Origin of the sequence: Hydrogenophaga palleronii NBRC 102513 (genome assembly GCF_001571225.1) — a bacterium.
Lineage (GTDB): Bacteria > Pseudomonadota > Gammaproteobacteria > Burkholderiales > Burkholderiaceae_C > Hydrogenophaga > Hydrogenophaga palleronii.
The window spans coordinates 1-13,812 of record NZ_BCTJ01000032.1; the positions used below are offsets into that span (position 1 = coordinate 1).

Sequence of the window (13,812 nt, forward strand, 5' to 3'; positions counted from 1 at the left end):
CAGGGGGAGTTCCGAATCACTCCACCTTGAACTTGCCGTCCACGACCTTGAGCATCACACCGGTTTCGTTGGTGTAGCCCCAGTGGTCGTCCTTGGTCCAGTTCATCACGCCGTGCGAGAACACGGTGCGGCCCATGGTTTCGAACGCGTCACGCAGACCGGCGCGGAACTCGGGCGTGCCGGGCTTGCCGTTCTTGAGTGCAATCGGCACCGCCTTGTTCATCGCAATCGCAGCGTCGTAGGCGTGGCCGGCGAACTGGTTGCGCATGCCGGGGCCCACCAGCTTTTCGTAGTTGGTGACGAAGTCCATGGCCAGCTTCTTGGACGGGTGGCTGTCTGGCAGCTGTTCGGCGATCACGGCCGGGCCGGACACCACGAACGAGCCTTCCACGTCCTTGCCACCGATGCGCACCAGGTCGGGCGTGGCCGCGGCGTGCGTCTGGTAGATCTTGCCCTTGTAGCCGCGTTCGACGATGGCCTTGTGCGGCATGGCAGCGCCAGAGCCGGTGGCCACCACCAGCATCGCATCGGGGTTGGCGGACGTGAGCTTGAGCGCCTGCGGCGTCACGCTGGTGTCGCTGCGGGCGAAGCGCTCTGCTGCCACGACTTTCATGCCGGCCTTCTCGGCCTGGGGCGTGATGGCCTTGAGCCACAGTTCGCCGTAGGCGTCGGTGTAGCCGAGGAAGCCGATGGTCTTGATGCCTTGCTTCTTCATGTGCTCGACCATGGCGTGGGCCATCACGTCGTTGCCCTGTGGCAGGCGGAACAGCCACTGGTCGGCACCGGGCGGCACGCCCACGGGCGAAGCGGCCAGTTGCACCGTCTTGGCTTCGGCAGCCACAGGGGCGATGGCCGCGGCCACCGGGGTCAGGGTCGAGCCGATGATCAGGTCGACCTTGTCGTCGGTCACCAGGCGGCGTGCGTTGGCCGCGCCCTTGCCCGGATCGCTTGCGTCGTCCAGGATGATCAGGTTGACCTTCTCACCGCCAATGGTCTGCGGGAACAGCTTGAACTGGTTCTGCATCGGGATGCCGAGGCCGGAGCCCGGGCCGGTGAGCGAGAGGATCACGCCCACGTTGATGTCGGCCAGGGCCGCGGTGCTGGCCAGGGCCGTGACGGCGACGGCGACTAGGGTTTTCACTTTTTTCATGGAAGGTCTCCTTCTTGGGGTGGTGGTGAAACGGACGGGGAACAGGGGTGGGAAAGCCGGCTTCAGGTGCACAGCGCCTTGATGTCTTCAGGCACGGGAATGGCCTTGATGCGGTCGGGTGCCTCGGGCGGGTGGATCACGAAGGCGCGCGTCTCACTGCCTTCGCACAACACGTCGTCGCCGCGCTTCACCACATGCCGGTGCATGAAGACCTTCTCGCGCCATTCGGTCACGCTGGTGTGGATCTGCAGGCGCTCGCCGTAGGTGGCCGGGCGCATGAACTTGGTGTGGATCTCCAGCAGCGGCGTACCGACGATGCCGCGCGTCTTCACCAGCTCGCGCCAGGGCGGCACACCGCACTTGACGAAGAAGTTCAGCGAAGAAGCGTCCATCCATTTGGAGAAGTTCGGGAAGAACACGATGCCTGCGGGATCGCAGTCACCGAACATCACTTCCACTTCGTAAATCACGGTCTTGGTCATCGATAAAAACGGTCGGAGAAAAATGTCTGGTCGGGAGATGCCGGGGTGGCACGGAGAGACGGTTTTATCGGGGCGCCATGCGAAGTGCGCCGTCCAGGCGGATCACTTCACCGTTCAGGTGCGTGTTGCTGACGATATGCGCCGCGAGCTGCGCGAACTCTTCGGGTTTTCCCAGGCGCGGCGGGAACGGAATGCTCGCGGCCAGCGAGGCCTGCACGGGTTCGGGCAACTGCTTCATCAGCGGCGTGGCAAACAGGCCGGGGGCGATGGTGCAGACGCGGATGCCGTGCTGCGCCAGGTCACGCGCCATCGGCAGCGTCATGCCCACCAGCCCGCCCTTGGACGCGCTGTAGGCCTGCTGGCCCACCTGGCCGTCGAACGCGGCCACGCTGGCGGTGAACATCATCACGCCGCGCTCGCCGTCTTCCAGCGGATCGAGCTTGGCGCAGGCGGCAGCGAACAGGCGGCTGGCGTTGTAGGTGCCGATCAGGTTGACGTTGATGACCTTGGCGAAATCTTCCAGCGGCGCGGGGTTGCCGTCCTTGCCGACCACGCGCTTGGCGGTGCCGATGCCGGCGATGTTCATCAGGATGCGAGCCGGGCCGTGCGCTGCCGCGGCCTGGTCGAGCGCGTTCTGCAGGCTGTCGGTGTCGGTGATGTCGCAACGCACCGCGACGCCGCCAATGTCGGCCGCCACGCGTTGTGCGTTGTCCAGGTTGACGTCGAGCACGGCGACCTTGGCGCCCAGGCGGGCCAGTTCGCGCGCGGTGGCTTCACCGAGACCGGAGCCACCACCGGTGACGAGGGCTGCTTGTCCTTGGATGTTCATGCTTGCTTCCTTGTTGGGACAGAAAAAATGGCGTGCGTGTGCGTCGGAAACACCGCGAAACCGGCTTTGCCGGGCCGCTGGTGTTGCCCCTTTGAGGGGGTGGCGCGAAGCGACGCGGGGGTGTTCATGCTGCGGGGTTTTCGATCAGCAATGCCATGCCTTGGCCACCGCCCACGCAGGCGCTGGAGATGCCGTAACGCTGGCCGCTGCGCTGCAGTTCGCGCGCCAGCGTGAGCGTGAGGCGCACGCCGGTGGCTGCCAGCGGGTGGCCCAGTGCGATGGCGCCGCCGTTGACGTTCAGACGCGCCAGGTCCATGCCGAGTTCACGCGCCACCGCCAGGGTTTGTGCCCCTTGCGCTTCGTTCACTTCGAAGCGAGCGATGTCGCTCAGCTGCAGGCCGGCGCGCTCCAGCAGCAGGCGGATCGCCGGCGCCGGGCCGATGCCCATGATCTCGGGCGGCACGCCCACGGCCGCCGCCGCCACCACGCGCGCCAGCGGTTTCTTGCCGTTCGCCTTCGCGTAGCTGCCAGAGGCCACCACGCAGGCCGCGGCCGCATCGACCAGTGCCGAGCTGTTGCCACCGGTCTGCACGCCGCCGTCGAACACCGCGCGCAGCCTGGCCAGCACCTCCACCGGTGAGATGCGCGGGTGGGTGTCGGTGGCCACTTCGGTGGTCTTGCCCTGCAGCTTGATGCCGCGTGGCTTGTAGCCCGCGAGCTCGAATTTTTCGCTGATCACCGGCACGATCTCGCCCGCCAGGAAGCCGCTCTCCTGTGCCGCCACGGCCTTGGCGAACGAGGCCGAGGCGAACGCATCCACCTCTTCGCGGGTGATGCCGTACTTGGCCGCCAGGTTTTCGGCGGTCTGGATCATGTTGATGCCGGCCGCCGGGTCTTTCAGGGCTTCCCACATGTAGTCCTTGAAGCCGACCGGCGCGCCCAGCTTGAAGCCGGTGCGGTGGTCGAAGGCGGCGATGGGGTTGCGCGTCATGTTCTCCGTGCCCACCACCAGCGCGGCGTCGCAGGCGCCGCCCTGGATGTGCTCACCGGCCTGGCGGAACAGCTCGAAGCCGGTGCCGCAGATGCGCTGCGCCATGATGGCCGGCACCTCCACCGGCACGCCGGCGTACAGGCCGATGTGGCGCGGCAGGAAGAACTGGTCGAAGTCGCCCGGCGCCATGTTGCCGGTGACCACCGAGCCGATGTGTTCGCCCGGCACGCCGGCGCGGGCCAGCGCTTCGCGCGCGGCCTTGATGCCCAGGTCGGTGGGCGAGATGTGGCCCAGCGCGCCGCAGTAGTCCACCATCGGCGTGCGCACGCCGTCCAGCAGCCAGACGTCGTTGAACGCGTTGAAGAATCCTCGGGAAGCCATGTGATCTCGTCTTTACTGTGGTTTCAGGATGGCGTGCAGCGTGTCGTCGTGCAGGTGCGCCACGGTCTCGGCCCGGTGCGCCAGCACCGCGCGCTGGTTGATGGAGCCCTTGTCGGTGATCTCGCCACGGTCGATGGTGGGCGCGTCGGCCAGCAGGCACAGGCGTGCGATGCGGCTGGCGCTGCCGGTGGAGGTCTTTGCCAGGTCGTTCACCACGCACTGGAAGTGCGCCAGCACCGGCGCGCTGTTGAGCACGTCGTGCAGCGAGGCGTCGGCGGGCAGGCCGCTGAGCGAGCGCACCGCGCCGGTGGGGAACACCATGGCGCCGACTTCCTTCATGTTCAGGCCGGTGATCACCACGTCCTGGATGTAGGGTGCGCCGGCCGCGATGATCTTCGCGCGCATCGGGCCCACGCTCACGAAGGTGCCGGTGGCGAGCTTGAAGTCTTCGGCAATGCGGCCGTCGAACTTCAGGCCCTGGTGGATGTCGGTCTCGTCGATCCACTTCACCGCGTCGCCGGTCTTGAAGAAACCTTCCTCGTCGAACGAGTCGGCGGTTTCTTCCGGCATGCGCCAGTAACCCGGCGTGATGTTCGGACCCTTGTAGCGCACCTCCGTCTTGCCGTCGGTGTCCACCAGTTTGAGCACCAGGCCCGGCGTGGGCAGGCCCAGGTCGCCGGCCTTCACGTTCGGGCTGGTGACGAAGATGCCGAAGGGGCCGGACTCGGTCATGCCCAGGCCGGTGCCCATCACGATGCGCTCGCCGACTTCCTGCTCCTGCACCGCGTGCAGCGCGTCCCACACCGGCTGCGCCAGCGCGGCACCGGCGTAGAAGAACATCTTCACGCGCGACAGCAGCATCTTGCGCAGGGCCTCGTCGGTCTTCATCGCGTTGGCGATGGCCTCGAAACCGGTGGGCACGTTGAAGTACACCGTGGGCGCGATCTCGCGCAGGTTGCGCAGCGTCTCGGCCATCAGCGCGGGCGTGGGCTTGCCGTCGTCGATGTAGAGCGTTCCGCCGTGGTACAGCACCATGCCGACATTGTGGTTGCCGCCGAAGGTGTGGTTCCAGGGCAGCCAGTCCACCAGCACCAGCGGGCTCTCGGCCAGCACCGGCATCGACTCTGTCATCTGCTGCTGGTTGGCACACCACATGTGCTGCGTGTTGATCACCGCCTTGGGCATCTTGGTCGAGCCCGAGGTGAAGAGGAACTTGGTGATGGTGTCCGGGCCGGTGGCGGCCATCGCGGCGTCCACGGCGGGCGTGGGTTCGGTGGCCAGCAGCGCAGCGAACGAGGTGGTGGCGCGGCCGGGCACCGTGCCTTCGGTGGTCACCAGCTCCACGTCGGGTGCCAGGGTGGCGAGCATGGCGCGGCTGTAGCGGTGCGCGTCGGCGGCGAACACCAGGCCGGGCGTGAGCGTCTTCACCACGTGGTGCAGCTTGTCGAAGTCCTGGCTCACCAGCGAGTAGGCGGGCGAGGTCGGGCAGTAGGCGATGCCGGCGTAGACGCAGCCCAGCGCCAGCAGCGCGTGCTCGATGTCGTTCTCGCTCAGGATCAGCACCGGGCGCTCGGCCGACAGGCCGCGGTTCAGCAGGCCCTGGCCGATGCGGCGCGCCGCATCCAGCGCCTGCGCGAATGTGACGTGGCGCCAGTCTCCGGTCGTGCCGTCGGCATTTTTCTCGCGGCGCGCGAACAGCGTCTGCTCGGGGCGCGTCTGAGCCCAATGCACCAGGCGGTCGGTGATGCGCGCGGGAAACGCGGGCAGCTCCTGCTGCGCGCTCAGGTAATGCACACCGGCGTCGCCGTCGCGCAGGGTGGCGCGGGTCACACCGAACGTCAGGGGCCGGTAACGGGCGGCCGTGGTGGGGTTCTGGCTCATGTCTCTCTCGGGCGGTTCTTCGTTATCAATCTGTCTCGTCGGCGCACGTGCCTGCATCCCCCCAGCGAGGGGTGATGCGGAAGGCGGCGCGGTGGGGAGCGACCTCAGTCGCTCTTCACCTTGTTCGCGCGGCCTTCCAGGAAGGCGCGCACGCGCTCCTTGGCCTCCGGGGCGTTCTGTGCGATGGCCGCCATCAGCGCTTCGGTGAAGAAGCCCTGGTCGGCCGGTTGTTCGGCGATGCGCGGCAGCGCGTGCATCAGCGCGTAGTTGGTGAGTGGTGCGTTGCCGGCGATGCGCGTGGCCAGCTCCAGCGCCTTCTCCAGCGCGGTGCCTTCGGGCACCAGGTACTGCGCCAGGCCGATGCGCTCGCCTTCTTCGGCTTTGTAGACGCGGCCGGTGAACATCATGTCGGCCATGCGCGCGGCGCCGATCAGGCGCGGGATGCGCACCGAACCGCCACCGCCCACGAAGATGCCGCGCGAGCCTTCGGGCAGCGCGAAGAACGCGCTGCTGTCGGCCACGCGGATGTGGCAGGCGCTGGCCAGTTCGAGGCCACCACCCACCACCGCGCCATGCAGCGCAGCGACCACGGGCACCGGGCCGTGCTGCACGCATTCCAGCGCCGCGTGCCACATGCGGGAGTGGTGCAGGCCCTGGCCGGCGTCGCGCTCCTGCAGTTCGGACAGATCCAGGCCGGCGCAGAAGTGGTCGCCCGAGCCGTGGATCACCGCCGCACGCACGGTGTTGGGCAGGCCCTGGAACACGTCGCGCAAGGCGAGAATGAGGCCGTCGTTGAGCGCATTGCGCTTGGCGGGCCGGGTGAGGGTGATCACGGCGATCTCGGAGGAAGCGCCTTGCAGTTTCAGGCTGATGTCGGTGGATGGTAGGTGCATGAAGGTTCTCGCTGGATCGGCCTGAAGTCGGGTCAGTGTGCTTGAAGTGTGCTCGTATTATTGTTATAAACAATAACCAAAAACAAGCGCGCTGATCGAAAACAGCCCCCGTGTTTACCCTAGGGACCGACCCCAACCCCGGAGACAAGATGGACCACAAGAACCTGATCGCGATCGACATCCACACCCACGCCGAGGTGAGCTGCCGCAACCCCTTCGACAACTACGGCGAAGAGTACGACCGCGCCGCCGACAAGTTCTTCGGCAGCAACCGCCGCCCCACCATTGCCGAGACCGTCGCCTACTACCGCGAGCACAAGCTCGGCCTGGTGATGTTCACGGTGGACAGCGAATCCAAGCTGGGCCGCCGGCGCATTCCCAACGAAGAGATCGCGCAGGCCGCGCGCGAGAACAGCGACATGATGATCGCCTTCGCCAGCATCGACCCGCACAAAGGCAAGATGGGTGCACGTGAAGCGGAGCGCCTCATCCAGGAAGAGGGCATCAAGGGCTTCAAGTTCCACCCCACGGTGCAGGGCTACCACCCCTACGACAAGATGGCCTGGCCGATCTACGAGGTGATCAACGCGCACAAGCTGCCGGCGATCTTCCACACCGGCCACAGCGGCATCGGTTCGGGCATGCGCTGCGGTGGCGGCTTGCGGCTGGAGTACAGCAACCCGATGCACCTGGACGACGTGGCGATCGACTTCCCTGACATGCAGATCGTCATGGCGCACCCCAGCTTCCCGTGGCAGGACGAGGCGCTCAGCGTGGCCACGCACAAGCCCAACGTCTGGATCGACCTCTCGGGCTGGAGCCCGAAGTACTTTCCGAAGCAGCTGGTGCAGTACGCCAACACCCTGCTGAAAGACCGCGTGCTGTTCGGCAGCGACTACCCGCTGATCACCCCCGAGCGCTGGATGAAGGACTTCGAGGTCGCCGGCTTCAAGCCCGAGGTGATGCCCGGCATCCTGAAGGGCAACGCGGTTCGCCTGCTGGGCCTGGAATGATCGTGCCCCCGTTCAGGGGGTGTTGCCTCTGCCCCGGCAAGGCCGGGTCCGGGGCATCTGCTAGGTTGCTTGTGACGGAGACGCCATGCTGACCGCCTTCACATCGCTGGCCGACATCGAGCGGCTCGAACAGACGCCGCGTGAGCAGACCGCGCCGCACCGCAGCCCCTACGCGCTGATCCGCGCGGCGGCCGGGCGCTTTCCCGAGCGCGAGGCCTTCACTTTCTTGCCCGACGCCGCGCTGGACAGCGCACCGCGCCGCGTGCGCTACCGCGAGCTGCTGGTCGACATCCACCGCGCGGCCAACCTGTTCCGCTCGCTCGGTGTCGGCCCGGACGATGCCGTGGCACTGCTGGCGCCGAACACACCCGAAGCGCACCTGGTGCTGTGGGGCGCTCAGCTCGCGGGCCGCGTGTGCCCGATCAACTACCTGCTGCAGCCCGATCACATCGCCGCGCTGCTCAAGGCATCCAACGCCAAACTGCTGGTGGCCCTGGGCCCCAATGGCGAACTCGCGGTGTGGCCGGTGGCCGAGCAGGTGGTGCAGCACCATGCGGTGCCGCTGCTGCAGATCCGCGTGGGCGACAGCGTGGCGCCCGGCGTGCCGGTGCTGCAGGATCTGCTGGCCGGGCAGCCTGACATGCTCACGTTTGAGCCCGACCTCGCGCCCGAACGCGTGGTGGCCCTGTTCCACACCGGCGGCACCACGGGTGCGCCCAAGCTGGCGCAGCACACCCAGGGCAACGAAGCCCACACGGCCTGGTTCGCGCACGCCTTCTACGACATCGACGAACACGCGGTCGAGATCAACGGCTTTCCGTTGTTCCATGTGGCCGGTGCTTTTGTTTACGGCCTGTCGCTGCTGGCCATCGGCGCGCGCCAGGTGCTGCCCACCCTCAGCGGCATGCGCAACAGCGGTTTCGTGCAGCGCTATTGGCATTTCTGCGAACGCGAGCAGGTGACGCACCTGGCCTGTGTGCCCACCGTGCTGGCCGCCCTGATGGCGGTGCCGGTGGATGCCGACATCCGCCGCGTGCGCGCCGCCTACACTGGTGGCTCACCGCTGCCGTCCGAACTGGCGGCGCGTTTCGAAGCCGCCACCGGCATCGCGGTGCGCAACATCCTGGGCATGACCGAATGTGCCGGCCTGGTGAGCATCGAGCCCTTACGTGGCCCGCGCACACCCGGTTCCGCCGGCCTGCGTCTGCCCTACACCGAGGTGCATGCCGTGCCCTGGCGCGACGGTGAAGCGGTGCTGGCGCAACGCTGCGCCGCCGGCGAGACCGGTGTGCTGGTGCTGCGTGGCCCGCACGTGAGCCCGGGCTACACCGACGCCGCGCGCAACGCCGGCCTGTTCGAGCAGGGCTGGATCGTCACCGGCGACCTCGGCCATCTCGACGAGGCCGGCCGCATCCACATCACCGGCCGCGCCAAGGACGTGATCATCCGCGGCTCGCACAACATCGATCCCGGCCTGGTGGAAGACGCCTTTCTCGCCCACCCGGCCGTGGCCCTGTGCGCGGTGGTGGCCGAGCCCGACGCCTATGCCGGCGAGCTGCCGGTGGCCTTTGTAGCGCTCAAGCCCGGCCACACCATCGGCGCGGACGATTTACTCGCCGCCGTGGCGCCGCAGGTTTACGAGCGGCCGGCCACGCCGAAGCGGGTGGTGCTGCTCGACACGCTGCCCATGACCGCGATCGGCAAGGTCTTCAAGCCCGAGCTGCGGTTGCGTGCCATCGAGATCAAGCTGGCCGAGGCCTTGCGCGAATGGGCACCCGGCGTGCCGGCGCGTGTGCAGGCGCTGGAGCGCGGCGGCCGGCAGACCGCGCTGATCACCGTCAGCGGGCCGCCTGATGAGGCGCTGCGGGAACGGCTGATGAAGGGCCTGGCCGCGATGGCGGTGCAGACCGAGCTGCGCTTCGAGTGAGGAACGCGGCCGCGCGGGGCGGCCGTTGCCGGTTTCCGTTACCAGCCGCCGCGCGTGAGCCAGCGGTCCACTTGCTCGAGCTTGTCCACGCCCCAGAAGGGTTCACCGTCCACCACCACGGTGGGCGAGCCGAACACACCGGCCTCCAGCGAGGCATTCACCATCGCGCGCAGCAGCGCCGCCGCTTCGTCGCCCGCGGCGGCCTCGGCCACTGCGTCGGCCGACAGGCCGGCAGGCAGTGTGAGGCCGCGCAGCGAAGCCGGGTCGCCCAGGTCCCGGCCTTCGCCCCAGTAGGCGGTGTAGATCGCGTGCGCCAGGGCCGCCGCGTGCGCCGGGTGGTGTTGTTTGACCCAGGCAAAGGCGCGCGCGCAGGGCAGGGGGTTCATCACCGGGTCGCCCGGCTGGCGCGCCATCACCAGGCCGTGTTCGCGGACGTAGCGGTGCACGTCGCGTTCGCTGTACGGGCCCTTGAGCGGTGTGTCCAGCAGGGGCTTGAGGCCCATCACCTTCATCACCGACACGCCCAGCAGCATCACGTTCCAGTCGACCGTGCGGCCGTGCCGCGCCGCCAGCGCCTCGATGCGCAGCGAGGCGAAGTACCCGTAGGGCGAGATGAAGTCGAAATGGAAGCGAAGCGGCGCAGGCGTCATGCCGGCATGGTACCCACCCGCCGTGGCGAGACTGTGTTGGTGCGCCGGAGTTTCATAACAACGCGGCATAGCTGTAAGTGTGCAAACAGGCTGGCGCGGGCACGCGGGCCGGGGCACAGTGCGTGCCTTGTGTCTGACGTGACACATGCCACGGTGTGCCCCTCTGTGCGGGCCAAACGCACCGAAGCCAGCTTTCCCCCCTTCTCACGACAGGAGTTTCTCCATGACTTTCCTCCGACGCCGCAAAGCCATCGTGGCGATGGCCGCCCTCGGTGCCGCTTCCCTGGCCGGCAACGCCCTGGCCCAGCAGACCGTGACGCTGCGCCTGCACCAGTTCCTGCCGCCCACGGCGACGATCCCGGCGCGTGCCCTCGTGCCCTGGGCCAAGAAGGTGGAAGCCGAGTCGGGTGGCCGCATCAAGGTGCAGCTGTTCCACGCCATGTCCATGGGTGGCTCGCCACCGCAGCTGTTTGACCAGGCGCGCGACGGCGTGGTCGATCTGACCTGGACCGTGCTGGGCTACACCCCGGGCCGTTTCAACAAGGCCGAAGTGTTCGAGCTGCCCTTCATGAGCGGCCAGGCCGAGCCGGCTTCGCGCGCCTTCCACGAGTACGTGGAGAAGTTCGCCGCCGACGAATTCAAGGACGTCAAGTTGCTGGCTGCCCACACGCACGGCCCCGGCCTGTTCCACACCAAGACGCCGGTGGCGGGCCTGGAAAGCCTCAAGGGCAAGAAGATCCGCGGCGGTTCGCGCGTGATCAACAACATGCTGCTCAAGCTCGGCGCCACGCCCGTGGGTATGCCGGTGCCGGCCGTGACCGAGGCCATCACCAAGGGCGTGCTGGACGGTACGACCATTCCCTGGGAAGTGACGCCTTCGCTGAAGATCGCCGACCTGGTGAAGAACCACACCACCTTCGCCGGCCCCACCGGCCTGTTCACCCAGACCTTTGCGCTGGTGATGAACCGCAACAGCTACGAGAAGCTGCCGGCCGACCTGAAGAAGGTCATCGACGCCAACTCGGGCGTGGAAACCGCAGCCTTCTTCGGCCGCGCCATGGACGAGGGCGACAAGGTGGGCCTGGAGGTGGCGAAGAAAGCCGGCAACAGCATCGTGACGCTGGACGCCGCCGAAACCCAGCGCTGGAAGACCACCGCCGCCGCAGTGGAAGCCGACTGGGTGAAGGAAGTGCAGGGCAAGAACATCGACGGCACCAAGCTGGTGGCCGAAGCGCGTGCGCTGATCGCCAAGCACAACAAGTAATTCAAGCTCGCGTTGAATGGCTTGCAGGCCGCCCGTTTTCGGGCGGCCTTTTTTGTGGGCGCCTGCGGGACGGGCGGGCGCCTTCGCAGGCCTGGGCCGTGGTTCAGGCCTGAACCGCGGCGACCGAAAAGCCGGCGGGGAAAGCGGAGGGACTCAGCCCCAGACTTCCTGCGCCGTCTCCACCACCAGGGCCAGCTTCTTGCGCTGGTCTTCCACGGCGATGTTGTTGCCGTGCACCGTGCTGGAGAAGCCGCACTGGGGCGACAGGCAGAGCTGGTCGAGCGGCGCGTACTTGGCCGCTTCTTCGATGCGGCGCTTGAGCGCGTCCTTGGTTTCGAGCTGGCCGAACTTGGTGGTCACCAGGCCCAGCACCACGATCTTGTCTTTCGACAGATAACGCAGCGGGCGGAAGTCGCCCGAGCGGTCGTCGTCGTACTCGAGGAAGAAGGCGTCCAGCTTCATCTCGGACAGCAGCGCCTCGGCCACCGGCTCGTAGTTGCCGGCCGCAGCGTGCGTGCTCTTGAAGTTGCCGCGGCACAGGTGCATGGCCAGGGTCATGCCGGCCGGTTTGTGTGCCACCACCTTGTTGATGAAGCTGGCGTAGCGGTGTGGCAGCTCGTTCGGGTCGTCGCCGCGCTGGCGAGCCGCTTCGCGCATGCGCTCGTCGCACAGGTAGGCCATGTTGGTGTCGTCCATCTGCACATAGGTGCAGCCGGCGTCGGCCAGGCTTTGCAGCTCGTCGCCATAGGCCTTGGCCACGTCGTCGTAGAACGCCGGGTCCAGATCGGGGTAAGCCTCCTTGCTGATGCCGGCGCGACCGCCGCGAAAGTGCAGCATGGTGGGCGAGGGGATGGTCACCTTGGGCGTGGCCGCCTTCAGGCCCAGGGCTTCCACTTGCGCCTTCAGGTATTGGAAGTCGGCCAGCTGGATGTTCTTGGCGTGGCGCACCTTGTCGATCACGCGGATCACCGGCGGCGCCAGCTCTTCGGTGCCGTCGGGTTTGACGATGGTCACCGGAATGTCGGTCTTCACACCACCGAGCTGCTCCAGGAAGTCGATGTGGAAGTAGGTGCGGCGGAACTCGCCGTCGGTTATGGCCTGCAGGCCCACGTCGGCCTGGAACTTCACGATCTCGGTGATGGCCCGGTCTTCCACCGCGCGCAACTGCTCCGCCGTGATGGCGCCTTTGGCCTTTTGCTCACGGGCTTCGAGCAGGTAGGCCGGACGCAGAAAACTGCCGACGTGGTCGGCGCGGAACGGGGCATGGGAGCGCAAGGTCATTGACGTGATCCTGTGGTGTTGGGAGAGAGGAGATGGCGGGCGTCTGGCCGCGGGCAGAGCCGCACTGTGCCAGCCTTTAATGGATACAGAAACTTATGGAAAACCCGAAATCGGGTCTGATTCTATTGAAGTCAGCCGGTTTCTGTATACATTGGCCCACCCATGAGCCCACAAGCCTTGCCCGCCACCGCCACCGCCACCGCCACCACGGACCGCCTCGCCCCGAACGCGGCCGTGCGCGCGGAAACGGGCGGTGGTGGCGAAAGCGTGCAGGTGCGGGCGCTGCTGCGGCTGCGCGAACTCATCCTGTCGGGTGAACTGGCCGGTGGTTCGCGCATCGCCGAACTGGCCATCGTCGAACGCCTGGGCGTTTCCCGCACGCCGGTGCGTGCCGCGCTGGCGCGGCTGGAGCAGGAGGGCCTGCTGGCCCCCTTGCCGCACGGTGGCTATGTGGTGCAGACCTTTTCCGAGCGCGACATCGCCGACGCCATCGAACTGCGTGGCACGCTCGAAGGCCTGCTGGCGCGCCTGGCGGCCGAGCGCGGTGTGTCGGCGGCGGTGCTGGCCGAGGCGCACGACTGCCTGCAGCAGCTCGACACCGTGCTGGCCGCGCACGCGCTCGACGACGAAGGCTTCTCGGCCTACGTCCTGCTCAACAGCCGCTTCCATGCCCTGATCTGGGCCATGGCCGAAAGCCCGACCATCAGCCGCCAGTTGGAGAAGGTGCTGAGCCTGCCATTTGCCTCGCCCTCGGGTTTCGTGGTGATGCAGGCGCACTCGCAGCGCGCGCGCGACATGCTGGTGGTGGCGCAGGACCAGCACCGCCAGGTGCTCGACGCCATCGAACAACGCGAAGGCGCGCGTGCAGAGGCCCTGCTGCGCGAACACTCGCGGTTGGCGCAACGCAACCTGCGCGAGGTGCTTGCCGGTGCTGCCACGGTGCACGCGCCGGGCGCGATGCCAGCCATCAAACTCATCCGCCGCCCCTGAACCGCTGGTGAGGTAACACGGAATTATCAAAAAACGGCATAACTGAAAGTGGGTTATTTGACTGGCGGCCAGACCGACAG

Annotated in this window: 12 protein-coding genes; 4 read left to right on the forward strand and 8 right to left on the reverse strand. The window is 67.3% G+C overall.

The annotated features are described in order from the left end of the window. Nucleotides 1–16 precede the first annotated feature (16 nt). The 6 genes from HPA01S_RS17950 to HPA01S_RS17975 all read right to left on the reverse strand — a co-directional run bounded on the left by HPA01S_RS17950 (nt 17) and on the right by HPA01S_RS17975 (nt 6,607). Nucleotides 17–1,150: an ABC transporter substrate-binding protein gene (locus HPA01S_RS17950; RefSeq protein WP_066272148.1), complete on the reverse strand. Its 1,134-nt coding sequence runs from the start codon at nt 1,148–1,150 to the stop codon at nt 17–19. Nucleotides 1,151–1,212: 62 nt separating this feature from the next. Further along, nucleotides 1,213–1,632: an acyl-CoA thioesterase gene (locus tag HPA01S_RS17955; RefSeq protein WP_066272149.1), complete on the reverse strand. Its 420-nt coding sequence runs from the start codon at nt 1,630–1,632 to the stop codon at nt 1,213–1,215. A gap of 64 nt (nt 1,633–1,696) precedes the next feature. After that, the gene (locus tag HPA01S_RS17960) at nt 1,697–2,461 is read right to left on the reverse strand and encodes an SDR family NAD(P)-dependent oxidoreductase (RefSeq protein WP_066272150.1); all 765 of its coding nucleotides are present in this window, start codon (nt 2,459–2,461) and stop codon (nt 1,697–1,699) included. A 124-nt stretch (nt 2,462–2,585) separates the two neighbouring features. Then, nucleotides 2,586–3,833 (reverse strand): thiolase family protein, encoded by a 1,248-nt coding sequence (locus HPA01S_RS17965; RefSeq protein ID WP_066272151.1) that lies wholly within the window; start codon nt 3,831–3,833, stop codon nt 2,586–2,588. 12 nt (nt 3,834–3,845) lie between these two features. Continuing rightward, nucleotides 3,846–5,714, reverse strand: a complete 1,869-nt coding sequence (locus HPA01S_RS17970) for a feruloyl-CoA synthase (protein WP_066272152.1) — start codon at nt 5,712–5,714, stop codon at nt 3,846–3,848. A gap of 104 nt (nt 5,715–5,818) precedes the next feature. After that, on the reverse strand, nt 5,819–6,607 hold the full coding sequence (locus HPA01S_RS17975) for a crotonase/enoyl-CoA hydratase family protein (protein ID WP_066272153.1): 789 nt from the start codon (nt 6,605–6,607) through the stop codon (nt 5,819–5,821). A 149-nt stretch (nt 6,608–6,756) separates the two neighbouring features. On the opposite strand from HPA01S_RS17975, the gene HPA01S_RS17980 reads away from it, so the two are divergent. Both HPA01S_RS17980 and HPA01S_RS17985 read left to right on the forward strand, forming a co-directional pair. Next, the gene (locus HPA01S_RS17980; RefSeq protein ID WP_066272154.1) at nt 6,757–7,620 is read left to right on the forward strand and encodes an amidohydrolase family protein; all 864 of its coding nucleotides are present in this window, start codon (nt 6,757–6,759) and stop codon (nt 7,618–7,620) included. An 85-nt stretch (nt 7,621–7,705) separates the two neighbouring features. Further along, a complete protein-coding gene (locus HPA01S_RS17985; RefSeq protein WP_066272155.1) occupies nt 7,706–9,547 on the forward strand; it encodes an AMP-binding protein in 1,842 nt (613 codons plus the stop codon). Between the two features lie 38 nt (nt 9,548–9,585). On the opposite strand, the gene HPA01S_RS17990 is transcribed toward HPA01S_RS17985, so the two are convergent. Next, entirely contained in the window at nt 9,586–10,197 is a 612-nt protein-coding gene (locus HPA01S_RS17990) for a 2-hydroxychromene-2-carboxylate isomerase (RefSeq protein WP_066272156.1), read from the reverse strand. Between the two features lie 223 nt (nt 10,198–10,420). Between HPA01S_RS17990 and HPA01S_RS17995 the strand changes: the two genes are divergently transcribed. Next, nucleotides 10,421–11,461 carry a TRAP transporter substrate-binding protein gene (locus HPA01S_RS17995; protein WP_066272157.1) on the forward strand — a complete coding sequence of 347 codons (1,041 nt, stop codon included), beginning with the start codon at nt 10,421–10,423 and terminating at the stop codon, nt 11,459–11,461. 153 nt (nt 11,462–11,614) lie between these two features. On the opposite strand, the gene HPA01S_RS18000 is transcribed toward HPA01S_RS17995, so the two are convergent. Further along, nucleotides 11,615–12,742, reverse strand: a complete 1,128-nt coding sequence (locus HPA01S_RS18000) for a 5-methyltetrahydropteroyltriglutamate--homocysteine S-methyltransferase (protein ID WP_066272158.1) — start codon at nt 12,740–12,742, stop codon at nt 11,615–11,617. A gap of 162 nt (nt 12,743–12,904) precedes the next feature. On the opposite strand from HPA01S_RS18000, the gene HPA01S_RS18005 reads away from it, so the two are divergent. Then, entirely contained in the window at nt 12,905–13,732 is an 828-nt protein-coding gene (locus HPA01S_RS18005) for a GntR family transcriptional regulator (RefSeq protein ID WP_084360800.1), read from the forward strand. Nucleotides 13,733–13,812 lie beyond the last annotated feature (80 nt).